Raw genomic sequence first — 25,613 nt, forward strand, 5'->3', positions numbered from 1 at the left:
TCCTGCCTTCGGGATGACTGCCGCGAGGGCGGTTGATCGATGTGGAGCCATGCTCATCGTATCCCCACCCCCCGATGAGTCGTACTCATCGGGGGAAGGTCTACACCGCAGAAGTGCAGCAAGTCCAGGGCTCGTAAGCGGATATGAGGGACTTTTCCCATGTCGATACGGGGCATCAGTCATAAGCCATGAGGAAGAGCCTGCTCACACCCTTGACTGATCCCTTGATAAGGCGCCTAATTTCTTCCGCGGCGGCAAGCGGCACGGCCGTCCGAGGTCCCCGACGCCCGACCGGTACGGCCCGGCGTCGTCCCCATACACGCGCCACCTACCCGCCTACTCGGGGCGCCCTGTGAAACCAGTGGAGTCGCACATGACCGTCAACAAGCCTTCGTCCGGCCAGGAGAGAGCGTCCAGCAGGAGGCGTGCGACGTTGCTGGCCGGCTGCGCGGCCACCGTGTTGCTTACCGTCTCCGCCTGCAACGGCGGCGCCACGGCCACGACGAACAAGGACGGCTTCGCGCAGGTGCGCCAGACGGACGGTGCGCTGACCGTCTGGGTGGACGCGACCCGGATGGATGCCGCGAAGCTGTACCAGCGGCAGCACCCGAACGTGAAGCTGAACATCGTCAGCTACGACGGCGACGCCAACGGCTCGAACTACCTCCAGACGAAGGTCCAGCTGTTCAACCGCACCGGCAAGGGCTGGCCGGACGTGGTCTTCAGCTCCCAGAACAACGAGGTGACCTGGGCGGTCGACGCCGGCTTCGCCGCGCCGCTGAACAAGGGGCTGATCCCGGACGCGACCCTGGCCGGTTTCGCCAAGGGCGCCAACGACGTCTGCACCGTCAACGGCACCCTCTACTGCCTGCGCAACGATCTCTCCCAGGCGGTGCTCTGGTACAACGCGCCGCTGCTGAAGCAGTTCGGCTACACGGTGCCCACGACGTGGGAGGAGTACCAGGCGCTCGGCGAGAAGGTGGCCAAGGAGCACCCCGGCTACCTGGTGGGTGACGCAGGCGACTCCTTCGCCCCCGAAATCTACCTGTGGGCGAGCAAGTGCGGCGCCAACCACATCACCGGCCCCAAGTCGGTGTCGGTGAACACCACCAGCGAGGCCTGCACCAAGATGGCCAAGCTCATGGACACGCTGATCAAGGCGAAGTCCATGTCCATCAGCGGCGTCTTCAGCACCGACTTCAGCAAGAACAAGGCGAACAAGGTCCTGCTGATGCCGGGCCCCGCCTGGTACGGCGGCGCGGTGTTCAAGGACGGCCTCAAGACCCCGGCCAAGCAGATCGCGGCAGCGCCCATGCCCCAGTGGCAGGGGGACGCGTCGCCGTCCACCGGCAACGTCGGCGGCGGCACCTGGCTGCTGTCGAAGCACTCCGCCCACATCAAGGCGGCCACCGACTTCCTGAAGTGGGTCACCACCGACAACGCCTACCAGGGCGCCAAGGCCCCCGGCTTCCCCGCGTACGCGCCGGCCGCCGAGGTGTGGCTGAAGGGGCAGGCCGCCTCCGGATACTTCGCCAGTGACCTGAGCGCCCTCAAGGCCGCGTCCACCCAGGTCTGGCCGGACTGGGGATCGGGCCAGTTCAGCCAGGAGGCGATCTGGGCCGCCACCGTCAAGCCGGGCCTGACCCAGGGCAAGTCCATCGCCTCCATGCTGCCCGCCTGGCAGGACTCCATCACCAAGTACGCCAAGTCCAACGGATACAAGGTCTCCCAGTGACCCTCACCCACTCCCCGGCCGGCTCTGCTGCCCGGCGCCCTCGCGGCACCACACGGCAGAGCCGGGCCGGTGTGGCCTTCGTCGCCGCCTACGTGATCCTGCTGATCGCCTTCGGCGTCCTGCCGACCGCCTACGCGATCTACTTCGCCTTCACCGACGCCGGGGGCACGTTCACCGGCTTCTCCAACTTCGTCACCACGGCGCAGGACTTCCGCTTCCTGGACGCGGTGAGCCATGTCGCCGTCTACCTCGTCTTCTGGCTCCTGTCCCTGGTGGTGTTCGTGGTCGGCCTGGCGCTGCTGCTGCACCGCCTGACCTCGGCTCCCGCCGGCAAGGCGCTGCGCTTCCTCTACTACATCCCGGGAGCGCTCGCCGGCGCCGCGAGCGTGCTGGTGTGGCTGTTCATGCTCGACCCGACCGTCAGCCCGGTCAGCTCGCTGCTGGGCGCGCTGGGCTTCCACACCTTCGGCGAGGTGATCGCGCCCGGCAACCTGCCCCTGCTGTTCACGATCATCGCGTTCTGGACCGGCGCGGGCGGCTGGATCGTCGTCATGTACGGCGCGCTCAACAACATCCCCAAAGATGTCATGGAAGCCGCGCGCATCGACGGCGCGGGCGCCTGGCAGACCGCCTGGCACATCCAGATCCCGATGCTCCGCAAGTGGATCGTGTACATGGTGATCCTGGCGTTCGCGGGCGGAGCCCAGCTCTTCGTGGAGCCGCAGTTGCTCTCCCTCGCCAGCACCGGCGTGGCCGGCCGCGACTACTCGCTCAACCAGCTGACGTACGACTTCGCCTTCCAGATGAACAACATCAACGGCGCCGCCGCGGTCTCGGTGGAGCTCCTGGTCGTCAGCGTGTCGGCCGCCGCAGTATTCGTCGCACGGTCGGGGTTCTTCGATGCCGAATAAGTCCTTTGCCACCCCGGTCGCCGCCACCCGGCCTGCGAAGGGGGAATCATCCGTCATGAGCGGCACGCACCAGGGGGCTCCGGAGCGGCGGCGCACCCGTCCCCAGCGGCGCGTGGCCTCCCGGCTGCTGACCGGCGCCGTACTGGCCGTGTTCGTGGTGTTCTTCGTCCTGCCGGTGCTCTGGCTGCTGCTCGCGGCGACCAAGACCGACCAGCAACTGGTCCACGACAGCCCGCTCTCCTTCGGCTCCTGGCACGCGCTGAAGGCCAACTGGCACGCGCTCACGGCATTCCAGGACGACGCGATCCTGCTGTGGCTGCGCAACTCCGCACTGTACGCGGTGATCTCGCTGGTCATCACGCTGTGCGTCGCCGTTCCGGCGGGATACGCGCTGGCGATGACCGAGTTCCGCGGCCGGCACACCCTGCTGATCGCGACCCTCGTCGTGATGCTGATGCCGAACGCCACGCTGGTGGTGCCGCTGTTCCTGGAGATCAACGCGGTGCATCTGATCGGCACGATGTGGTCGATCATCCTGCCGTACTCGTTCTACCCCTTCGGTGTGTATCTGACGTACATCTACTTCACCACCGCCGTACCGAAGGACCTGCTGGCGGCCGCACGGATCGACGGCTGCTCGGAGTTCGGCGTCTTCCGGCACATAGCGCTGCCGCTGGCGACGCCGGTCATCGCGCTCGTGGGCTTCTTCAGCTTCGTCGCCAACTGGACCAACTACTTCCTGCCGTACGTGATGCTCCCCGACAGCAGTCAGATGCCGGTCCAGGTGGGCGTCGGCAACCTGCTCAGCAACGTACCGTCGTTCAATCCGACCGTGGGTGACCTGGCGATCCAGCGCCCGCAGCTGGCTCTGGCGACGCTCGTGGCCATCACGCCCGTGCTGGTCGTCTTCCTCTTCGCCCAGCGCTTCCTGGTCAGCGGGATGCTCGCCGGCGCCACCAAGGAGTGACACCGGCCTCGTCCGCCCGGCCGTCGTCCCCGGCGTGCGCCGTCCCCGCAGCCCGTCCCGAACGGAGATCTCCCATGCCCTTCAGCCCTGCCGACCGCACCCCGGCCGAGGACGCCCCCCGCGACCAGCCGGCCGCGCCACCCGAGATCGAGGCGGGGGTGCCGCTGCTCGAACCCCCCGGATGGGCCGTGGCCCAGCGGTCGCTGTTCGACCTGCTCGACCACGGGTGGCGGCGCTTCGCCCGCGACTTCACCGGCCCGGACGGGCGGCTGAACTACACCGGCCCGCTGACCACCCGCGACGGTGTGGACGACTTCTACGAGGTGTTCTTCAACTGGCCCCAGCTCTACCTCCTCGGCGGCGCCGACGACCTGCTGCCCGCCAGTGAGAAGCACTGGGAGGGCGTCACCCGCCAGCTGACCGAACTGGACATGCTGCGCGACGAGTACGAGCGCGGCTACGACTGGTTCCACCAGGGCGAGAGCCTGCTGCTGCTCTACTTCCTGTGCATGGCCGCCCCCGACCGCTGGCGCGAGCGCGCCCTGCGCTTCGCCGAGCTGTACGTCGACCCCGCCAAGGGCAACTACGACCCCGAACACCGCATCATCACCCGCCCCCACAACGGCAGCGACCCCGACCGCACGGGCCTGTTCGACGGCGACGTCTACCCCTGGCTGCCGAAGGAGGCCGAGACCTACGGCTTCCCCCTCGAATGGATCCCCGAGGCGGCCGACGGCGGTCCCTTCCCGCTGTCGGCGGACCCGCGGCTGGGCGACCAGATGCGGGACCGGATGGGCGTCGGCGACACCGCCGTCAACCTCGCCGCGGCCGGGCTGGTTCTCAACGCCTGGATCCTGTCCGGCGAGGAGCGCTACCGCGACTGGATCGTCGAGTACGTCGGCGCGTGGCGCGAGCGGACCCGGGAACACGGCGGCCTGATCCCGGACAACGTCGGCCCGGACGGGGTCGTCGGCAGTCTGCTGGAGGGCCGCTGGTACGGCGGCCACTACGGCTGGTCCTGGCCGCACGGCTGGCACAGCCTCGGCCACGCGGCCTGCGTGGCGGCGCTCGCGGCGGCCACGGTCACCGGCGACGACGACTACCTCGCCATGGTCGCGACCTCCCTCGACACCCTCATCGACGAGGCCAAGGTGATGCCGCACACCGAGGCGGACTCCAGCCTGCCCTCCAAGTGGGCGGTCGAACTCGGCCCCGACGTCCACACGCCCACCCCGCACCTGCCGTTCCGGCACAACGACTCCGGCTGGTTCGACTTCAACCCGGCCACCCCGCCGGTCCCGGTGGCCCTGTGGCACCACACCTCCTCCCAGGCCGACCGCGCCCGGCTGGAGCGGCTGCGCGAGGCCGACGGCATCGACTGGCGCACCGTACGGCCGTTCCGGGCCAAGGAGGAGTCCGGGCACGAGAAGGCCTGGTTCGCCTTCCTCGCCGGTGACGACCCCGACTACCCCGAGCGCATCCTCGCGGCCGCCCAGGCCCAGGTCCGCCACCGGCTGCGGCGCATCGACCGCTACCGCGACCTGGACGTGCCCGAGGCCGACATCCACGTGTGGCAGCTGTGCAACCCCGTGGTCACCGAGGCCCTCGTCCAGCTGACCTGGGGCGGCCCCCAGGTGCTGTACCAGGGCGGTCTCCAGCAGGCCCGGCTGCGCTACCACGACGCCGAGGCGCGCCGCGCCGGCCTGCCGCCGGACGTGGCCGCCCTGGTCACCTCCATCGACCCCGAGGCCACCACCGTCGAACTGGTCAACCTCGCGCCCGAGACCGACCGCACGGTGATCGTCCAGGCGGGCGCCTTCGCCGAACACACCATCACCTCCGTCCGCTACACCACCTGCGAGGACGACGGCTGGATCGGCGACATGTACGACTACGGCCACACCGAGCCGGTCGTCACCGAGAAGGAGCAGGACTGCGACGGCGCCTACCTGACGGTCCGGCTGCCCGCGTCCACCCGCATCCGGCTCACCCTGAGCCTCCGGCTGCGTGCCCACACTCCCAGCTACCGGACCCCCTTCACCCCTCAGGAGGGTGCGTGATGAGACGCATCGCCCAGACCATCAGGCTCCGCCCCGAGCACCGCGAGAAGTACCTCGAACTCCACTCGGCCGTCTGGCCCGGCGTCGAGGCCGCCCTGCACCGGGCGAACATCCGCAACTACAGCATCTACCTGCACGGCGATGTGCTGTTCGCCTACCTCGAATATCACGGCGACGACTTCGAGGCCGACATGGCCGCACTCGAAGCCGACCCCGAGACCCAGAAGTGGTGGAAGCTCACCGACCCCTGCCAGGAGCCGTGGCCCGACCGGGGCGACTCCCGCCAGTGGACGGAACTCACCGAGATCTGGCACCTGAGCCCGCTCCCCGGACCCGCGTCATGACCGCCACCCCCGTCCCGGGCATCGTGGACGCCCACCACCACCTGTGGGACCTCGACCAGCGTCCGCAGCCCTGGCTCGACGACCCCGCCCTGACGACGATCCGCCGCACCTTCACCCCCGCCGACCTGCGGACCACCGCCACCCGGACCATCGCCGGCCGCCGTCTGCACCGCACGGTGGCCGTGCAGTGCATCCCGGACCTGCCCGAGACCGAGGACCTGCTCGCCCTCGCGGAACAGGAGCCGCTGATCGGGGCCGTCGTCGGCTGGGCCGACCTGACGTCCCCGGCGATCGGCGACGATCTCGACGGGCTGCTCGCCGGGCCGGGCGGGACGTATCTGCGGTCCCTGCGCCATCTCGTCCAGGGCGAGACGGAGCCGGGGTGGCTGCAACGCCCCCACGTCGAACGGGGGTTGGCGGCCCTCCGGGACCGCGGGCTCGGCTACGACGTGCTGGTCCGCAGCCACCAGCTCGACCAGGCGATCCGGCTGGCCGAGCGCTTCCCCGACCTGCCCCAGGTCCTCGACCACGCGGGCAAGCCGCCGATCGCCGACGGCGACCTGGCCGACTGGGAACGGCAGGTGCGTCTGCTGGCCGCACACCCCCACGTGGTCTGCAAGGTGTCGGGGCTGATCACCGAGGCCGACCACGACAGATGGACCACCGCCGACATCCGCCCGGTGTGGGACGTACTGCTGTCGTCGTTCGGCCCCGACCGCCTGATGTTCGGATCCGACTGGCCCGTCGCGAACCTCGCGGGCGGCTGGAACCGCTGGGCCGCCACCGTGGACGAGCTGCTCGACGGCTGTTCCGCCACCGAGATCCACGCGGTGCTCGCCGGCACCGCGACCGCCTTCTACCGCCTCCCCGTCTCCGGCTGACCTCCGTCGGCGCTCGTGCTGAAGGACCGTGTCACCGCACTGACCCCACCCTCGGAGCCGCCGTATGAACGCATCCCCGACCGCCCGCCCCCAGCACAGGAGGGGCAGGCGATGAAGCCCGGCACCTCCCCCACCCGCACGGTGTCAGCAGCGCTCGCGACGGGCCTCTCCGCGGTGCTGCTGACCTCTCTCACGACGCCGACCCCGGCCACGGCCGCGACCCAGGCGACCTACTACGTCGCCCCGAACGGCAGCGACACCAACCCCGGGACGATCAGCGCGCCGTTCAAGACGCTCCAGCACGCACGGGACGTCGTACGCACGGTCAACGACAACATGACCGGGGACATCACCGTCTATCTCCGCGGCGGCACCTACCCGGTGAGCAGCACCATCGACTTCACGCCTGCCGACTCCGGGACGAACGGCCACCATGTCGTGTACGCCGCCTACCAGAACGAGAAGCCGGTCCTGGAGGGAGGCGTTCAGGTCACCGGCTGGACCCAGCACAGCGGGAACATCTGGAAGGCCACGCTCAACCGCGACGACAAGCTCCGCGCGCTGTATGTCAACGGCAAGCGCGCCCAGATGGCCTCCAAGACGATCAACTCGGCCGGCTGCTACGGGACCTACACCGTGACGGCCGGCCAGGCGCCCTGGGCCTGGGAGTCGGGTTCGCAGTGCGACGGTGCCAAGTACAGCCTCTCCGACCTGCCCGCCGTCGCCGCCAACCAGGACGACGTCGAGATCAAGTCGGCGACGACCTGGACCACGGCCATCGTGGGGGTCCGGCAGATCACCACGAGCTCGGACGGTGCCAACCGCGTGGCCCTGTTCCAGCAGCCAGGGGCGGCCATCGCCCAGGCGCCGCCGTACGGCCCCTTCAAGGCGGACGGCACCCACACCTTCATGAACGCGTACGAATTCCTGGACCAGCCGGGGGAGTTCTACTTCGACAGGGCGAAGCACACCCTCTACTACTACAAGTCCGGCTCCGAGGACATGACCACGGCGGATGTCTTCGCGCCGAACAACGTGTCCACCCTGCTCAAGATCGCCGGGAAGTCCACGAGCGACCACGCGCGGAACATCACGTTCTCCGGGCTCACGGTCGAGCACTCCGACTGGAACCTGGTCAACGTCGCGGGCTCCGTGTTCCGGCAGGGAACGCAGGGCAACGCCAGCTCGAACGTGTACGCCAGGCAGAACTTCCACGCGTACACCTACCGCAACGTCGACCTGCCGCCCGCGGCCGTCCAGATCGAGAACGCCGACGGGATCGTCCTGTCGCGCAACACCGTGCAGCACACCGGCGCCGACGGCATCACCCTGGCCAACGACGTGACGGACACACAGCTGACCGGCAACGTCACCAACGACATCGCCGGATCCGCCGTCACCGTGGGGCACCCCCAGCACGTGTACATCGGGGACTACACCTCGACCAACCACGAGAAGTACCCGGTGAACGTCGAGGGCGTCTGCAAGAACATATCGGTCACGGACAACTACCTCTACGACAGCGCCGTGTTGTTCCAGGGGTCGAGCCCCGTGTCGGCGTACTTCGTGGACTCCCTGTCCGTGCAGCACAACCGGATCGAGAAGTCCCCCTGGGCGGGCATCACGCTCGGCTGGGGATGGTGGAACTTCGACGGTTCGGCGAACTCCGTCAATCCCGGGAACCCGACCACCACGGCCAGGAACAACACCGTCAAGTACAACGAGATCGTCGACACCATGCAGGTGCTCGGCGACTCCGCTCCCATCTACACGCTGGGCAGCCAGCCGAACACCGAGATCAGCAACAACTACATCCAGGGTGTGCCGGCCGGCCACAAGTACGGAATGCACCCGGACGAGGGTTCCGCCTACCTCAACGAGCACGACAACGTCCTCGACGTGGACCCGAATGTCGCGTACACCATCAACTCCGGCACCTGGGGCCGGCAGCACGACCTCACCATCACCAACACCTACGGCACCCTCAACAAGATCTTCAGCAAGAGCGTCCCGAACAGCACCATTCAGGACGTGCACGCGTACCCGGACAAGGTGTGGCCGTCGCAGGCGTACGGCATCGCCGTGAACGCGGGCCTCGAGGACGCCTACAAGGACCTCGTCCCGCGGAGCAACCTGGCGCTCCAGGACTACGCCCTGCCCGCCAGCACGTTCACCGGCAAGGGCATGTCGTCCATCCCCGTCCGCCCCCTCGGTGACGCGACCAGGACGCTCTGGCTGGCTCCCGCCGGTACGACGACGTTCGCCGTCGGCCCGGCCATGACGAAGGCGGCCGGAACCGCGACGGCCATCGCCGTCCCGCCGAAGCCCGGTGACTACCGCCTCTATGTCGTGGACGCCCAGGGGAACGCGTCCGCCGCGTCCAAGGCGCTGGTCCGCCAGCGATGGACCTACGTCGACGACAAGGACTCCGGTCTCACCTACTCCCCCAGCTGGTCGAGCTGGAACGACTCGCAGGACTTCAAGGGGTCCGAGAGCTACACCAACAGGGCGGGCGACTACGTCCAGTACGCGTTCACCGGCTCGGGCGTCCGGTACCTCGGCATGAAGCAGCCGAACATGGGCAAGGTCGACGTCTACCTCGACGGCACCCTCGCACAGTCGGGCATCGACGCCTATGCCTCGACGGTGACGAAGCAGGTGCCGCTGTTCGAGAAGACGGATCTCGCCGCGGGCTCCCACACGATCAAGGTCGTGTGCACCGGAACGAAGAACACGGCCTCCTCCAACACCGTCTGCGCCCTGGACGCGTTCGCCTCCATCCCCTTCCCCAGCGCGAGCGTGCTCTACAAGGTCCTCAACAAGAACAGCGGCAAGGTGATCGACATCTCGGGCGCGTCGACCGCCGCAGCGGCGAACGCCATCCAGTGGAACGACACCGCAGGGCAGAACCAGCGCTGGCTGTGGCTCCCGGCCGGTGGCGGCGCCTACGAGATCGTCAACGAGAACAGCGGTCAGCTGCTGGACGTCACCGGCGGGTCCACCACGGACGACGCGACCGTCGTCCAGCAGCCCGACAGCAACGCCGCGAGCCAGCACTGGACCCTGGTGGCCGCCGGAAACGGCTACTACAAGATCAAGAACGTGAACAGCGGCAAGCTGCTCGCGGTGTCCGGCTCCTCGACATCGGCAGGCGCCCAGCTCGTGCAGACGACGGACACGAACGCCGACAGCCAGCTGTGGCAAGCCGTGAGCGCGGACTGACTCCCTGACAGGAGGGACATCGTGGACATCACCAGAAGACAGTTCGGCCGGCTCGCCGCAGTCGGCACCGGGGCCCTGCTGCTGCCGGGGCTGCTGCCCCCCGGCAGGGCCGCGGCGGCCACACCTCCCGCCGGCACCTGGGGGGACCAGGGCGACGGCACCTATGTCAACCCCGTCCTCCCGGGCGACTTCAGCGACTGGGACTGCATCCGGGTCGGCGACGACTACTACGGCATCACCAGCACGTTCGGGTACTCGCCCGGCGTGGCCGTCCTGCACTCGAAGGACCTGGTCAACTGGCGGACGCTGGGCGGCGCGGTCGACGATCTGACCCGTATCGGACCGGCGCTGAACTGGGACCAGATGAACCGCTACGGCCGTGGTGTGTGGGCCGGGGCCATCCGCTACCACGCGGGGCGGTTCTGGGTGTACTTCAACACCCCCGACGAGGGCTTCTTCATGACGTCGGCCCCGTCGCCGGAAGGGCCGTGGGATCCGCTGACGTCGGTGTGGCGGACCTCCGGCTGGGACGACCCGTGCCCGTTCTGGGACGACGACGGCCAGGGCTACCTGGTCAGCTCGCACTACGCGGACGGCTACAAGATCAACCTGTTCAGGCTGTCCGGGGACGGGAAGTCGCTGGTCGGCTCGCCCACCGTCATCCACCAGTCGACGGGCAGCGAGGCCAACAAGCTGTACAAGATCAACGGCCTCTACTACCACCTGTACAGCGAGGTGAAGTCCGAGGGCCGGGTGTTGATGATGAACCGCGGCTCCAGCCTGTACGGCCCCTTCGAGACCCGGCAGCTGGAGCATGTCAACGCCTCGGTGGACCGCGAGCCCAACCAGGGCGGGCTGGTGCAGACCCCGGACGGCACCTGGTACTTCGTGACCCACCACGGCCACGGCGCCTGGGAGGGGCGGCCGCTGTCCCTGCTGCCGGTGACCTGGGTGGACGGCTGGCCGATCCTGGGCCAGGTGGGCGCGGACGGCATCGGCACCATGGTGTGGACGGGCAAGGTGCCCGCCGGCGGCACCCCCGGTCTGCCGGTCGACGCGCTGCCGCCCGTGGTGACCAGCGACCTGTTCACCGACAGCCGCCTCAAGCCGCAGTGGGAGTGGTACTACCAACCGCGCGCGGACCACTGGTCGCTCACCGAGCGCCCGGGCTACCTGCGGCTGAAGGCGTTCGCACCGCTGGTGGCCGACAACCTGACCAAGGTCGGCAACACCCTCACCCAGCGGGTGCTGCGCACGTCGGACGCGACGGTGACGGTCCGCCTCGAACTGGCCGGCCTCGCCGACGGCCAGCACGCCGGACTGTGCCACTACGCGGGCACCTACGCCGGGCTGGGCGTGCGGCGCTCGGGGACCACCACCACGCTCGCGCACAACGCCGGCGGCACCCTGACCTACGGTCCGGTGGTCGCACAGGACGCCGTGTGGCTGCGTACCACCTGGGACGTCAACGGGGTCAGCCAGTTCTCCTACAGCCTCGACGGCAGCACGTTCACCTCGTTCGGCGGCACCTACCAGCTCTCCTGGGGCGGCTACCGCGGTGACCGGGTCGGCCTGTACACCTACAACCCCAACAACGCCGGCTACGTCGACTTCGACTCGGTGCAGTACGCCCTCGCGCCCACCAGGGCCTACACATGTGTCAGCGTGCGCAGCGGCAAGGTCGCCGACGTCTCCGGCGCCGCCACGGCGGACGGCGCCGCCGTGATCCAGTGGCCCGGCAACGGCAGGCCGAACCAGCAGTGGGCCTTCCAGTCGACAGCGGACGGCTACCACACCATCATGTGCGTCAACAGCGGCAAGGTCCTCGACGTGGCGGGGTCCTCGACGGCGGACGGCGCGCGGGTCGTGCAGGCGACCGCCGACGGCCGGACGAGCCAGCAGTGGCAGCTGCGCCCGCAGACCGGCGGCGAGTTCGTCCTGGTCAACCGCAACAGCGGCAAGGTGCTCGACGTCGGCGGAGGCAGTACGGCCGACGGCGCCGCGCTCATCCAGTACCGCGACACCGGCGGCTCCAACCAGCGGTGGACCTTCCGGCGCGTCACCGGTTAGCCTCGCGCAGCCACCCGGCCGGGCCGTCGGCCGGGCCGGGTGGCTGCGCGTGCCGGAGGCTCGTCAGCTCCAGGGAGATGCGGCGAGCCAGCTGGTGTCCTGGGCCCACGACGACGACGTGTCCCAGGCGTTGGTACCGCCGTTGCTCGCGATGTAGCCGGTGAAGCGGTAGTGGCGGATGTACCTGGCCGGGTAGTTGAAGGACTGCAAGGAATAACCCGTTCCGCTGTTCCCCGGCTTGGGGCAGAACGTGGCGTCGGCGGCGAACTGGCTGGTGCCGGCGTCGGGCTGGAGGTGGAGCTGGAACGCGTAGTGCCTGAGGTAACGGCCGGGTGCGTCGGCCGACTCGAAGGAGACGCAGCTGCTGTCGGCCAGGCCGGCGCGGACGATCCAGGTGGCGTTGCCCTTGTCGGTGACCGAACTGCTGGAGGTCACCGGCGCGATCACGACGTTGTCGTCGCTGGTGTCGTGCTTGAGGTAGTCGCCGGTGCAGCAGGAGGTGGTGGCCCGCAGCGACACCTTCGCGCCCGGGGTGAAGGGGGTGGTGGTGTCGGTGCTGTAGCCGGCCGCGGCGATGTTGGCCTGGACCGCGGCGTCGGTGGCGTCGGAGGGGTAGCCCTTGACCATGGCGCCCTCGTAGAAGGTGCCCGCGCTCGCGTTGCGGTTGGTCTGGCAGCAGTCGCCGCCGCTGCCGAGGATGATGGCGCCCTGCTTGTGCATCGGGTTGTAGCCGGTGGGCAGTGCGCCGCTGTAGAGCTGGGTCAGGCTTCCGGACTGGGCGTCGGCGGCGTTGAGTGCCATCCGGGTGGTGCCGTCGTTCTTGAGCATCGCGGTGACGAAGCGGCTGGTCTGGGAGACCTGGTGGGGGTTCCACGTCTTGCTGCCGCCGGAGAACAGGCCGTTCTCCAGGTCCGCCTGCACCCACGGCCCGGTCCCGCTACAGCCGCCGAACCAGCATTCCGTGCCGAAGTTGATCGCGTCCATGGCGCCGTTGCCGTCGGCCTTGTGGTCGGTCTCGGTGTTGCCGTAGTCGAAGCAGCAGCCGTTGTTGACGTGCGTGCCGCTGGTGACCATGTACGCGCCCTCGGGCGAGCTGCCGGTCGGCACGCCCCCGGTGGAGTTGTACGCGAAGTAGCTGTTGCCGGGGTTGATGTACAGCGCGTAGGCCTTCCGGCCGCCCACGCCGAGCGCTTCGGTGGTCGCCATGGCCGCCGTGTCGGCGCCGCCGGTCCCGCCGGGTCCCTGGTAGACCAGGGTGTTGCCGCCGCCGGTCTGGTCGTACACACGGGTGATGGTGCAGGTGGTGCCCGCGCAGAACGAGTCCTGGGCCGCCGCGTCGGCGACACCACCGGCGGACAGCACCCCGATGTTCTGCACCGTGTTGTCCGACGCCCGCTGCACCTGGTAGAGCGGGCCGTTGTAGGCGGCGAACAGCGCGCGGGTGGTGCTGTGCGCCGCCACGCACGGCGTGCCGCCCGCCGCGTAGATGTCGCAGGGTCCCTGCGTGGCGGCCTGCGCGGCGCCGCTGAAGGCGCCGAGGCCGGCGAAGGCGAGCGCCACCGCGGCCAGGCAGACAACCACCCCCTGGCGCAGTCGTCGAAGCGTGATCAGCACAGGCACAGTGAACTCCCTTGTTCGTCGATGCGGGTACGGCAACCCGGTCACTGGATCGTCCAGGTCCGGTCTGTCGCTATGTGTCAACGCACGGGTGCACCGTCACAGCCCCACTGGCTGCCATTCCTGGTTGGAGCCGCCGTTGGCGGGCCACTGGATGACCTTGGCGCCGTCGGCGGTGGAGCCGCTCTGCACGTCTGCGCACAGGCCGCTCCTGACGTTGACGAGGCGGTAGTAGCCGCTGGTGGCCGCCGGCACGAGCTTCCACCACTGGAGGGTGCCGTTGGTGTCCGACGACTGGTCCAGGGCTGTGCCGGCGCTGGTGGAGCCGCCCGGGACGTCGAGCAGCTTGCCGCTGTGGACGTTGGAGAGGCGGAACGAGCCGTCGTAGTCGGGGAGCAGTTTCCACTGCTGGTTCGCGCCGCCGGACCACGTGTACTGGATGACGGGCCCGCCGTCGGAGGTGGAGGCGCCGGAGACGTCCAGGACCTTGCCGCTCTTGCGGTTGACCAGCTTGAAGGAGCCGGTCAGCAGGCCGATCGTGATCGTGGTTTTCGTGCCGGCGGTCAGCGACACGGTGCGGGCGTGGTTGCCCACCGACGACGTGGTGACGCTCGCGCCGGTGCTGATGGAGGTGATGCCGCGCCGGCAGATGAAGGTGATGTCCTGGTCGATGGCGGAGGTGAGCGTGACGGTGGCGGTGCGGGCCGCCGTGTCCCAGGACAGCGACTGGATGGTGATCCGGTTGCGGCCGCGGACGCCGTTGACGGTGCCTTTCGGGAGCTGGTCGGGGAGGGCGGGGAGGATCTCGAGGACACCGGGGCGGGTGTAGACGAGTGCTTCACCGAGGACGGCGGGGATGGTGTTGGCGGCGTCGCAGTTGTAGGTGGTCAGGTCCGGGTTGTGGGAGGTCATCAGAGACCGCCACACCATGTTCTTGCCGTAGATCTTCAGCAGGTTGGCGTAGACGCCGGGGCCGTCCTTCAGGCGGGCGCGGGCCAGCGCCCGGTGGAGGCTGCCGTGGGCGGAGTAGTTCTGGTCGCCTCGCTTGTCCAGGGCGGTGCGGGCGTACTGGACCAGGTCGGGCTTGTCCTCGGGGTTGATCTCGTGCAGCGGCCAGGCACCGTACAGGTGCTGGGCGTGCCGGTGGTCGTAGCGGTCGGTCAGGCCCGGCCAGGACCACTCGGCGAGCGCCCCGTCGCTGTTGACGGTGTAGTCGGGCAGCTTGGCGAGCAGGGCTGTCCAGCGTTGCACGCCCTGGCCGCTGCCCTGCTCCAGGCCGAGAATGTTGGCCGCGTCGATCGCGGTCTGGAGCGCGTGCCGGCCGGCCATGATGTCGCCGGTGGCGTTGATGGAGAACGCCTGGCCGGTGCTGGTGGGGGTGTTCTCCATGGAGTAGGAGGGGACGAAGACGGCCTTGCCGTGGGAGTCGGTGCGGGTGAGGAAGTCCTCGTAGAACAGGGCCAGTTCCATCAGGGCGGGGCCGAGCTTGTTCTTCAGGAAGGCGGTGTCGCCGGTGACCTGGTAGTACTCCAGAAGCGGGTGGAGCAGCCAGTCGGCGCCGCCGGTCCAGGCCTCGCCGGGGAAGCTGCCGCTGTTGAAGTGCAGCATGTGCCCGTACTCGCCGTCGGTCCGGGACGGGGCGAGGAAGCCGCGGGCGCCGTAGAGGTTGGTGGCGTTCTCGCGCCAGTGGGCGAGCTGGCCGAGGATGAGGTCGAAGTAGCCCTGCATGGCGTCGGTGAGGTCGAGGATGTTGCCGCCGGCGACCTGGAGGTTGATGTTGGCGTCGGTGGTGAAGTCGTCGGCCCAGGAGCCGTTCCAGGTGCCGGTCCAGATGCCGGTCAGGCGTGGTGGCAGGACCCCGCTGGAGCTGATGAAGAGGTAGCGGCCGGAGTCGTACATCCGCTCCAGCAGTGCGACGTCGATGGCGGACGCGTTGCCGTTCTGGCGGGCTATGAGTTCGCTGGTGGCCAGCCGGCGGTCGGCGGCGGGGACGTCGAGGTCGATGCTGGAGCGGTCGTACATGGCCTGGTGTCTGGGGGCGTGGCGGCCCAGGAGGGTGGCGTAGTCGGCCGTCAGCGCGGCGAGGGCGGTCTGCAAGGGCCGGCTGTTCCAGCCGGTGGAGGTCTCGTACCGGGCGAGCTTGGTCAGCAGCAGCACCTTGGTGGCCTTGGCGACGGCCAGGGTCTGTCCGTCGGCGGTGACGGAGGAGCCGCTGCCGGAGACGACGACGCGGGTGGCGCCCTCGTAGCCGTAGGCACCGCCGGAGGGGTAGGTGCCGCGCAGGTTCAGGTAGCCGTCGCCGCTGGTGACGGTGGCGGTGGTGGTGAAGGACACACTGGTCGGCACGCCTGTGAGAGCGGTGTTGACGCTGATGGTGGTGTCCACGGTGCGGCCGGTGGCGGGCAGCAGCTCGTGCACGATGACCTGGTCGGCGCGGGAGACGAAGACATGGCGCTTCCAGGTGCCGTACGGGTCGGTCCAGGTGTGGGTGATCTCTCCGGTGCGGAAGTCGGTGATGCGGGCGAAGTCGTTGACGGTGGTCATGCCCGGGGTGCTGAGCTGGAGTTCGTAGCCGGGGTGGAAGGTCTGGGTCCAGCGCAGGCTCCAGCCGTGGGCGAAGGTGGCGGAGGCATCGGAGTAGTTACCGGCCAGCGCCTGGTCCCGGGCGGTCTCGAGATACGGCGCGATCACCGGGGGCATGACGTTCCGGCTGCCGTTGGGCAGCACGAACCGGTGATGATTGAAAATCATCTTCTCGAGCGTCGGCGCCCCGTAGTAGACGGCCCCGTACTCGCCGTTTCCGCTCAGGAACCCGTCGGTCCAGGCCGAGGCGGTGTCGTTGTCCCAGATGCCGCGGTCGGGGAGGGTGACCTGGGGCGGTACGGCGGCCGCAGCCCGGTCGGCCAGGACGAGGCCGGGCAGGGCCGTGGCGCCGGCGGCGAGGGCGGCCGCGGTGAGGAAGCGCCGGCGGTTGAGGGGAAGGCCGTGCAGTGACATGGGGGGACTCCGTTGTCGGACGGTGAGTACCACGGGGACCAGGGGTGCCACCGGTGCGGGTGCGGTGGCGGACAACAGCGCTCTGTCGGACATGCGGTGGCTGGATCGGCCGTCGACGGCGGAACCGGACGGCTGAGGCCGGCCCGCCCCGCGGGGACGGACCGGCCTCGGGTGGCTACGGGGTCACGGTCATTCCGGGCGCCATCTCGGCGGTCCCGTGGGTGAGCTTTCCGGAGCCGGTGGCGCCTTCGGAGCTGACGAAGCGCAGCTCGTGGTTGGTGCCCCCGGCGTTGCAGACGGCGAGCAGGAGCGTGGACCGGTTGGCCGCGTAGGCGTCCTGGACGAAGGAGGTGATGTCGACGGTGATGTCGCGGCCGTCGACGGCGTTGTCCTGGTGGGTTCCGCCGCCCTCCGGGATGACGGTCGAACCGAGCGTGAAGGTGGCCGACGTGGCGACGGAGGAGGTCGTGGCGGTGAAGCTCGGCCGGTTCTGCCAGGTCATGGTGGTGACCGGGCAGGATGTGCCGCCGCCGGTGCAGGTGGTGTCGCTGACGGGTTGTACGAGGAGCTGGTCGGTGTCGGTCGACGGCACCGTCGCATAGCGGTGGCCGACGTAGGTGAGATGGAGTGTCGCCCGGCTCGGTGCCCTGGTGAGGCCGGCGAGGGGGAACTGGATGTAGGTGAGCTTTCCGTCCCCGGATCCCGTGGTGTACTGCTCGCCCATCAGGCCGGCCCCGGTGTTGCGCGTGACGAGGGTCAGGTCCGCGGAGTTGTTCGTGGTCTGGTCCCCCGTCCACGCACCCACCCAGGTGTCACCGCTGGTGAGGGCGCCGGCCTTGACGTTCTGGGTCTGGCCGTTCGCGTCCGTGTAGGTGGCGGTCAGCGTGCCGATGCCACTCGTCGTCAGCGGAAGCTGGCCGGTGTATTCGACGAGCCGGCCGGCGACACGGATGTTGTTCAGGGTCACGTTCGTGGCGCCGTTCAGCGTGCTGCTCGTGTTCTGCTGCGAGAACCACACGTTGTCCAGGTCGAAGGTGCCGATCGGGGCCCTGGTGTACGTGTACGTGGTGCCCGACCCGTCGGGGTTGGGGGCGTACCCGTAGGTCGCCTGCTGGTCGGCGGTGATGGTCTGGGTGGATCCGTTGCCGCCGTTGAGCCCGATCGGTCCCTGGGTGAACCGGGAGGTGTCGATCGAGCTGTTCTTCACCACGATGCTCTGGATGCGCGGGTACGGGTTGGGGCTGTTGTGCGTGAAGATGCCGCCGGCCGCCGGCGACACGGAGTTGAAGTTGTCGAACGTGTAGTTCGTCAGCCGGTACCCGTACGAACTCCATCCGATCCGGATCGCGTTGCCGGCGGCGACGGACCAGTTCAGCGTGTTGCTGACCGAGATGTTCTTCGAGTCCTCGTGGTCCCAGTGGTAGGAGTCGAACCCGAGATCGTCGGCGACGGCGTCGTGGGCGGCCACCGCGTTGACATAGCCCTGGACGTCGGCGCTGGAGGTGCCGAGCTGGAAGTTGGTCCACACGCCGGAGGCCAGGGGGGCGAATCCGTCGCTGGGGTTGTAGTGGCCGGAGGCGAACGCGTCGTCGTTGCCGAGGGTGAAGACGCCGTTGGCGGTGATGTCCTGGCCGCTCGCGAAGTCCGTCCCGTCGATCCACGGCTGGCGGTACGGGGTGAGGGCCTTGATGTTGTTGAACGTCACCCTGTTGGCCGTGTGGGTCTCGTAGTTCCACTGCTTCGCGTTGCGCTCGTAGGTGTCGTTGAACGTGATGTCCGACGAGTGCATGACCATGACGCCGCCCTGGTGCTGGCTGCGGTAGGCGTCGTGCGAGTCACTGCGGTAGTTCGCCACGCCGTTACCGTCGAAGACGCCGCGGCCGTCGATCTCGATGTTGCTGGAGTTGATGATCCCGATCGCCGGCTCGAACGCCTCCATGTACGCCTGGACGCGGTTCTTCAGCAGGGCCCCTTCGGCGGTGTAGATCTTCAGCTTGCCGCCCTTGAGCTTGCTGCCGTCCAGGCCGTTGACCAGGAGACCGGACCACACATACGTGCCGTTCGGGAAGTAGAGCGTGTTGAGCGCCGTGGGGTGGGCTTTGATGGTGTCGAGGGCGGCCTGAAGGGCGTAGGTGACGTCGTCGGCGGCCATCACCCGCACATTCGGGTACCGCACATTGACGCTGCTCGCGCTCACCAGGCTCCCGGCCGAGGTCTTCTGACCGGCGGGGACGGAGGTGCCGTCGACGGTCTTGCCGGCCATGGAGCTGGTCGTCGCGGCGGGAGCCTTCTGGGCCGCGCTGTTCGGGTGCGCCGCGAGGTACTTCGCAGCGAACTCCTGGAAGTTGAGGACACCGGTCTGCATGTTGACGCCGGAACCGTCCGGTGCGCTCGTGGTGTCCGGGCGCTGCGCCGGGTCCTCCAGAGGGTCGTCGACGACCGCCAGGTACGGCTGTCCCGTGGCGTTGGTCGAGTCGCCGTTGACCATCACGATCGCCTGGTTCAACCCGGCGGCGGCTGACATCCGGAACGTCAGGGTGTGCTTGTCCGTGCTCACCGAGACGCTGCCGGCGGGGTAGTGGCGCGCCGGGTAGACGTTCACCGTGTCGATCGTGGTGCCGGGCAGCGTGACCGTGATCGTCGGTGTCCGGGAGTCCGAGGCGAAGCGGGCGATGTCGAAGTTGTGGCCGTTCTCGGTGTACTGGACAGCCTGGACGGGCGTGCCGGCCACCTGCACCTGGTACTTGGTGGACGCCACGTCCGGGGACGTCGTCGTACCGCCTCCCACTCCCGTCGGTGCGTAGGTGTGGACGGTGGTGGCGGCGTGGGCGGGGACGACGCCGGTGAGCAGGAGGCTCGCCGCCGCGATGACGGCGCCGGCGGCGGCCGCGCGGAAGCGCATCACGCGCGAGGCGCGTCGCGCCGGGGCGGGGTTCGGGTCGACGTCGCCGCCGGCCGGTCTGGTCATGTCTGTCATCTCCTCAGGACGAGTCCCCTCCAGGTCTGTTCAGGCACTCGCCGCCTGCTGGAGAGGGCGCGGAGCATGCGCGGAACCGGCGCCACCACGTGGACCGATCCAAGGGATCGGCGTGGCGGGGACGTTACTGCCGTATTTCTGGAGGCGTCAATGCTCCGTGCGCCGCAACTCGTGGAAAGCCGCCGTAACTTGCCCGTCGCGCCCTCACCGTGCGCCGTAACGGCTCAATTACGGCCATGGTGCGAGGACTTGCCCTGCTGCGACAGCCGCCCTACGCTGACGCCACTTTCGTGGATCGATAAATGTTTCGGGGAGCCTACGTGGTGACAATGGCGGATGTAGCCGCGAGGGCGGGGGTCACCAAACAGACCGTCTCCAACGTGGTCTCCGGTAAGAAGGTGCGGCCGGAGACCCTGGCGAAGGTGAACAAGGCGATCGCCGAACTCGGTTACAAGCCGAACCTGGTGGCGCGCTCACTGCGCACCGGCAGCACGTCGACGGTGGGCCTGTTCGTGCCGTCGGTGGCCAACGCCTTCTATTCGGAGGTGGTCGAGGAGGTGGAGAACCTCCTGGTCGGCCACGGATACAACCTGCTGCTCGCCACGACCCGCGACGATCCCGACTACACCCGGGCCCACCTGGAGAACCTCACGGCCCGCTCGGTGGACGCCCTGCTGGTCGCCGGGGACAACGGCGTCGAACAGCAACTGCCGATGCTCGCCGCGGCCAGCTTCCCGGTCGCGCTGTTCGCCTGGGAGGGCGACCCGCCGACCACCCTCCCGGTGGTGTCCATCGACTACCAGCACGCGGGCTTTCTGGCCGGGTGCCACCTGCGGGATCTCGGCCACCGGAATGTCGCGGTGATCGCCGACCTCCCCGCACACACACCGCGCGTCGTGGGCTTGCGCCGGGCGTTCGCCGCCGACGGGCTGGACGACCGCAAGGTGTTCGCCTGCACCAGCGACGACGCCGCAGGCGGGTTCGCCGCGGCCTGCGCGGCGCTGGAGGCGGATCCGGAGCTGACGGCGATCTTCGCCACCCATGACGTCCTGGCCGTCGGTGCCGTCGAGGCGGTGGTCCGGTCCGGGCGGCGGGTCCCCGAGGACGTCAGCGTCGTCGGCTTCGACGACATCGCCCAGGTCGGGCGGATCCGACCGGCACTGACCACGGTCACCTTCCCCAAACGCGAGATGGCCCAGCAGGCCGTGGAACTCCTGCTGCGAGCCGTCGACTCCGGCCGGCCGCCGACCAACGCCGTCACACTGCTGCGCCCGACCCTGACCGTGCGGGACAGCAGCGGCCCCGCCCGGGGCGACCGTCTGCCGCCCGGCACCGCCTGACCTGCCACGGCACACCCCATGAGCCGTCGGCGCAGTCCTTCCCAGCCGGTTCCCGCCACCACGGGGGCATGTCGAGAGGAAACACCTTCACCGTGAACGGCCTCGACCCCAACGCCTACGTCGAAGACCGGTCGCCGGGCACCGGACGGCTGCGCCCGCGCGCCGCGTTCGCTTCCGACCTGCCCACGATCTCGCTCGACGGCACCTGGAGATTCCGGCTGGCGTCGGGGGTGGACGACCTCACCGGGGACTTCGCCGCGCCGGACTTCGACGACGCCGCCTGGGACCTGCTCGCCGTGCCGTCCTGCTGGCAGATGACCGGTCTGCCCGGCGAACCGCGCTACGGCGCCCCGGCCTACACCAACATCCTGTACCCGTTCCCGGTCGACCCGCCACGCGTGCCCCGGCAGAACCCGACCGGTGAGTACCGCCGTGTGTTCGAGGTTCCGGACGGGTTCCCGGCGGCGGCTGCGGTGCTCCGGTTCGAGGGCGTCGACTCCGCGTTCGCGGTATGGCTCAACGGGATCCGGCTCGGCGACGGCAAGGGCAGCCGACTGACCACCGAGTTCGACGTCTCCGGCAGTCTGCGGCCCGGCCGGAACGTACTCGCCGTCCGCGTGCACCAGTGGTCGTCCGGCAGCTACCTGGAAGACCAGGACATGTGGTGGCTGTCCGGGATCTTCCGGTCGGTGACCGTGGCCGCCCGCGGTGTCGAGGACTTCTTCGTCCACGCCGCCTACGACCACACGACGGGCCAGGGCACCCTGTCCGTCGAGGTCACCGCCCCCACCCCGGTGTCCCTGTCGGTGCCCGAGCTCGGCATATCCGCCGCCGATCCGGCCGGCCCGCATCTGATCGACGGCGTCGAGCCCTGGTCGGACGAGCAACCTCGGCTGTACACGGGTGAACTGGTCTCCGAAGCCGGGGAGCGGATACCGCTGCGCATCGGCTTCCGCTCCGTGGCCGTCGTGGACGGCGTCCTGACCGTGAACGGCAGGCCGATCTCCCTGCGGGGCGTCAACCGCCACGAATGGCATCCGCTGACGGGACGGACCCTGACCGAGGACATCATGCTGACCGACGTGCTGCTCATGAAGCAGCACAACATCAACGCGGTGCGCACCAGCCACTACCCGCCCGACCACCGCTTCCTGGACCTGTGCGACGAGCACGGCCTGTGGGTGTTCTGCGAGGGCGACCTCGAGACGCACGGCTTCGAACCCGGCGGCTGGCGGCGCAATCCCAGCGACGACCCCGCGTGGCGCGAGGCCTACCTGGACCGGGCCGCGCGGCTGGTGGAGCGCGACAAGAACCACCCTTCGGTCATCGTCTGGTCGCTGGGCAACGAGTCCGGCACCGGAGCCAACCTGGCCGCCGCGGCCGCGTGGATCCGGCAGCGCGACGACAGCCGCCTGATCCACTACGAGGGCGACCACGCGAGCTGCGCGTACGTCGACCTGTACTCCCGCATGTACATGGGTGTGGACGAGCTGGCCGCCGTAGGACGCGGCCAGGAGGCACCGACGGCCGATCCGGCCGACGACGCACACCGCCGCGCCCTGCCGGCCGTGCTGTGCGAGTACGGACACGCCATGGGCACCGGCCCCGGCGGGCTGTCCGAGTACCAGCAGGTCATCGAGGCACATCCGCGCCTGGCCGGTGGATTCGTCTGGGAGTGGATCGACCACGGGATCGCCCGGCGCACCGGGCAGGAGGACTCCCCCACGTTCTACGCCTACGGCGGAGACTTCGGCGAGGAGGTACACGACGGCAATTTCGTCGCCGACGGGCTGCTCTTCCCCGACCGCACGCCGTCACCGGGCCTGGTCGAGTACAAGAAGGTCATCGAACCGGTCCGGATCCACATCGACCCGGCGGCCGGGCGGATCCGCGTGCACAACCTGCACCACGTCCGCGACAGCGGCTACCTGGACTTCCGGTGGACCGTGGAGGACGGCGGCGAGCCGGTGGGCTCCGGCGGCCTGACCGTGCCCGCGACCGCTCCGGGTACGACGACCACCGTCGCATGGCCCGCCGAGGTCACCGTCGCGCTCGACGCGGCGCGCAAGAACGACTCCGGCCACGAGGTGTGGCTGACGGTGACCGCGGTGCTCGCCGCCGACGAGTCCTGGGCCGCGGCCGGTCACGAGATCGCCTGGGCCCAGGGGCTGGTCGTGGCCCCGGCCGCCTCGCCCGTCCCCTTCGCGCCGGCGCCGGCTTTCGCCCATGAGGGGTACATCGCCCTGGGTCCCGCGCGGTTCGACGCCCGCACGGGGGTGCTGATCCGGCTCGGCGACCTGGAGCTCGACGGTCCGAGGCTGGACATCTGGCGGGCCCCGATCGACAACGACCTGCTCAACGCCTTCGGCGAGCCGCTGTCCGACGCCTGGTTCGCCGCCGGACTGCACCGGATGCGCCACGATGTGCTGGGTGTCGAGCCCGACGCGTCGGGACTGACGGTCACCGCCCGGCTGGCCGCCGCCGGGTCCTCCTCCGGGCTCGGCGTGGTCTACCGCTGGTCGGCCTGCGACACACCGCACGCGGGCCGGGCGCGGCTCCGGCTGGACGCCGTCGTCACCCCCGACGGCCCATGGCCGGTGCCGCTGCCCCGGCTGGGGGTCGCGATGTCGCTGCCCGGCACCGACGCCGACGTCGAGTGGTTCGGTCCCGGTCCCGGTGAGGCGTACCGCGACTTCCGCGCCGCGGCTCGCGTCGGCCGCCATCTGTCGACCGTCTCGGCGATGCAGACCCCTCAGGTCCGCCCGCAGGAGAACGGCAACCGGCACCAGGTCCGCCGCGCCAGGATCACCACCCCGGACGGCACCCTGCTCATCACCGGCGACCCGGTCATCGACCTGACCGTTCGCCCGTGGAGCACCGAAGCCCTGGCCGCCGCGACTCACCCGTACGACCTGGTCCGCGACGGCAGACTCCATCTGCACCTCGATCACGCCCACCACGGCCTGGGCAGCACGGCCTGCGGCCCGGGGCCGTCGGCACCGCACGTCCTGGCCGCGGTCCCCACCGCGTTCGGCATGGAGTTCGGCACCGGCCGGTAGACGGGCCCTGCCCGCCCGCCCACCGGTCATCCAGCAAGTCAGCCCTTGTCACAGAAGGTTGCCTCACATGAACAGCACCACCATACGCACCCGCAGACTCCTGACCATCACCACCGCGGCGCTCCTCGTCGCCGGCCTCGGCGCGTGCAGCAGCACCAAGAGCACCTCCGACGACTCGGAGAAGAGCCAGGCCGGCCCGGTGAACATGCAGTTCTGGGGCTGGGCTCCGTACGAGAAGATCGTCGACCAGTGGAACGCCTCCCACCCGAACACCAAGGTCACCTTCAAGAAGATCCCGTCGGGCGGCAAGGGCGGCTACACCCAGATCAGCAACGCGATCACCGCCGGCCAGGGCCCGTGCCTGGCCCAGATCGAGTACCAGACCATCCCGTCGATGCTCGTGAAGAACACGATCATGGACATCACGAAGTACGCGAGCGCCGACATGGCCAAGTACATCCCGTCGGCCGTCTCGGCCTCCAGCATCGGCGGCAAGATCTACGGCGTCCCGGTGGACGTCGGCCCGATGGTCCTCTTCTACCGCAAGGACCTGTTCGCCAAGTACGGCATCACCAGGCCGCCGGCCACCTGGGACCAGTACATGGCCGACGCCCAGAAGGTCGCCGCCGCCGATCCGAGCGTGAAGTTCGGCACCGCGCCCGGCGACGCCAACGATCTGGCGGCCTACAGCCTCCAGACCGGCCAGTCCTGGTACTCGACCAAGGGCAGCAGCTGGACCGTCAGCATCGACAACCCCGGCACCCGTAAGGTCGCCGCCTTCTGGCAGGGCATGAAGGACAAGGGTCTGGTGACGAAGACGGGCAACGCCTGGGACCCGCAGTTCGACAAGGCCTCCGAAGCCGGCAAGGTGCTGACGTTCGTCAACGCGTCCTGGGCCTCCTACGGCCTGAAGTCGGACCTGAAGGACCAGGCCGGCAAGTGGCGGGTCGCCCCGATGCCGACCTGGAAGGCCGGCGACGGCACGAGCGCCAGCAACGGCGGCTCGGCCACCTCGGTGATGACCGGGTGCAAGACGCCCCGCGAAGCCGCGCAGTTCGCCGCGTTCCTGTCCAGCGATCCGCAGGCCGTGAAGGCGGGGATCGAGGGCGGCCTGTACCCGGCGTCGAAGGCCGGACAGGACGACGCGTCGCTCACGGGGGGTGACCCGTTCTTCGGCGGCCAGAAGGTCGGCGACCTGTACAAGACCTCCGCCGCGCAGGTCCCCACCACCTGGACCAACGGTCCGACCTACCAGCAGGTCGAGACGGACTTCACCGGTGCCATCGGCTCCGGCACCTATCCGGACGCGGTCACCAAGGTCCAGGCCTCGACGGTCGCCGCGATCAAGAAGCTCGGACTGTCCGTCACCAACGGCTGAGGCAGCGGCACTTCAGCCGCCCCAAGGGTTCCCGCGGCCGCCCGTACCCGGCGCC

The 25,613-nt window shown here is 69.4% G+C and carries 14 protein-coding genes; 11 read left to right on the plus strand and 3 right to left on the minus strand.

Annotated elements, in window-relative coordinates; all coding sequences use genetic code 11:
• Positions 1-373 precede the first annotated feature (373 nt).
• The 8 genes from ACFVIU_RS28340 to ACFVIU_RS28375 all read left to right on the plus strand — a co-directional run bounded on the left by ACFVIU_RS28340 (position 374) and on the right by ACFVIU_RS28375 (position 12,190).
• The gene (locus ACFVIU_RS28340; protein ID WP_385845943.1) at positions 374-1,735 is read left to right on the plus strand and encodes an ABC transporter substrate-binding protein; all 1,362 of its coding nucleotides are present in this window, start codon (positions 374-376) and stop codon (positions 1,733-1,735) included.
• Positions 1,732-2,646, plus strand: coding sequence for a carbohydrate ABC transporter permease (locus tag ACFVIU_RS28345; protein ID WP_385845944.1), 915 nt, complete (start codon positions 1,732-1,734; stop codon positions 2,644-2,646). The genes ACFVIU_RS28340 and ACFVIU_RS28345 overlap by 4 nt, the downstream gene beginning before the upstream one ends.
• A gap of 55 nt (positions 2,647-2,701) precedes the next feature.
• Complete coding sequence (locus ACFVIU_RS28350; RefSeq protein WP_385845945.1) at positions 2,702-3,613, plus strand: carbohydrate ABC transporter permease; 912 nt, start codon at positions 2,702-2,704, stop codon at positions 3,611-3,613.
• A gap of 74 nt (positions 3,614-3,687) precedes the next feature.
• Positions 3,688-5,673 (plus strand): hypothetical protein, encoded by a 1,986-nt coding sequence (locus tag ACFVIU_RS28355; RefSeq protein ID WP_385845946.1) that lies wholly within the window; start codon positions 3,688-3,690, stop codon positions 5,671-5,673.
• Positions 5,673-6,017, plus strand: a complete 345-nt coding sequence (locus tag ACFVIU_RS28360) for an L-rhamnose mutarotase (protein ID WP_385845947.1) — start codon at positions 5,673-5,675, stop codon at positions 6,015-6,017. Before ACFVIU_RS28355 ends, ACFVIU_RS28360 begins: the two co-directional genes overlap by 1 nt.
• Positions 6,014-6,898: an amidohydrolase family protein gene (locus ACFVIU_RS28365; protein ID WP_385845948.1), complete on the plus strand. Its 885-nt coding sequence runs from the start codon at positions 6,014-6,016 to the stop codon at positions 6,896-6,898. The genes ACFVIU_RS28360 and ACFVIU_RS28365 overlap by 4 nt, the downstream gene beginning before the upstream one ends.
• A gap of 111 nt (positions 6,899-7,009) precedes the next feature.
• Positions 7,010-10,120 (plus strand): RICIN domain-containing protein, encoded by a 3,111-nt coding sequence (locus ACFVIU_RS28370; protein WP_385845949.1) that lies wholly within the window; start codon positions 7,010-7,012, stop codon positions 10,118-10,120.
• Between the two features lie 21 nt (positions 10,121-10,141).
• Positions 10,142-12,190 (plus strand): family 43 glycosylhydrolase, encoded by a 2,049-nt coding sequence (locus tag ACFVIU_RS28375; RefSeq protein WP_385845950.1) that lies wholly within the window; start codon positions 10,142-10,144, stop codon positions 12,188-12,190.
• A gap of 63 nt (positions 12,191-12,253) precedes the next feature.
• On the opposite strand, the gene ACFVIU_RS28380 is transcribed toward ACFVIU_RS28375, so the two are convergent.
• The 3 genes from ACFVIU_RS28380 to ACFVIU_RS28390 all read right to left on the minus strand — a co-directional run bounded on the left by ACFVIU_RS28380 (position 12,254) and on the right by ACFVIU_RS28390 (position 19,772).
• Positions 12,254-13,810: an alpha-L-arabinofuranosidase B gene (locus ACFVIU_RS28380; RefSeq protein WP_385845951.1), complete on the minus strand. Its 1,557-nt coding sequence runs from the start codon at positions 13,808-13,810 to the stop codon at positions 12,254-12,256.
• A 96-nt stretch (positions 13,811-13,906) separates the two neighbouring features.
• On the minus strand, positions 13,907-16,804 hold the full coding sequence (locus ACFVIU_RS28385) for an RICIN domain-containing protein (protein WP_385845952.1): 2,898 nt from the start codon (positions 16,802-16,804) through the stop codon (positions 13,907-13,909).
• Between the two features lie 175 nt (positions 16,805-16,979).
• Positions 16,980-19,772, minus strand: a complete 2,793-nt coding sequence (locus ACFVIU_RS28390; protein ID WP_385845953.1) for a glycosyl hydrolase family 28 protein — start codon at positions 19,770-19,772, stop codon at positions 16,980-16,982.
• A 338-nt stretch (positions 19,773-20,110) separates the two neighbouring features.
• Here ACFVIU_RS28390 and ACFVIU_RS28395 point away from each other — a divergent pair, with 338 nt between their 5' ends.
• From ACFVIU_RS28395 to ACFVIU_RS28405, 3 genes are all read left to right on the plus strand, one after another.
• Positions 20,111-21,121 (plus strand): LacI family DNA-binding transcriptional regulator, encoded by a 1,011-nt coding sequence (locus ACFVIU_RS28395; RefSeq protein ID WP_385845954.1) that lies wholly within the window; start codon positions 20,111-20,113, stop codon positions 21,119-21,121.
• Positions 21,122-21,189: 68 nt separating this feature from the next.
• Positions 21,190-24,180 carry a glycoside hydrolase family 2 TIM barrel-domain containing protein gene (locus tag ACFVIU_RS28400; protein WP_385845955.1) on the plus strand — a complete coding sequence of 997 codons (2,991 nt, stop codon included), beginning with the start codon at positions 21,190-21,192 and terminating at the stop codon, positions 24,178-24,180.
• Positions 24,181-24,247: 67 nt separating this feature from the next.
• Complete coding sequence (locus ACFVIU_RS28405; RefSeq protein ID WP_385845956.1) at positions 24,248-25,558, plus strand: ABC transporter substrate-binding protein; 1,311 nt, start codon at positions 24,248-24,250, stop codon at positions 25,556-25,558.
• Positions 25,559-25,613: the final 55 nt, after the last annotated feature.

Source organism: Streptomyces sp. NPDC127190, assembly GCF_042672505.1.
Classification (GTDB): domain Bacteria; phylum Actinomycetota; class Actinomycetes; order Streptomycetales; family Streptomycetaceae; genus Streptomyces.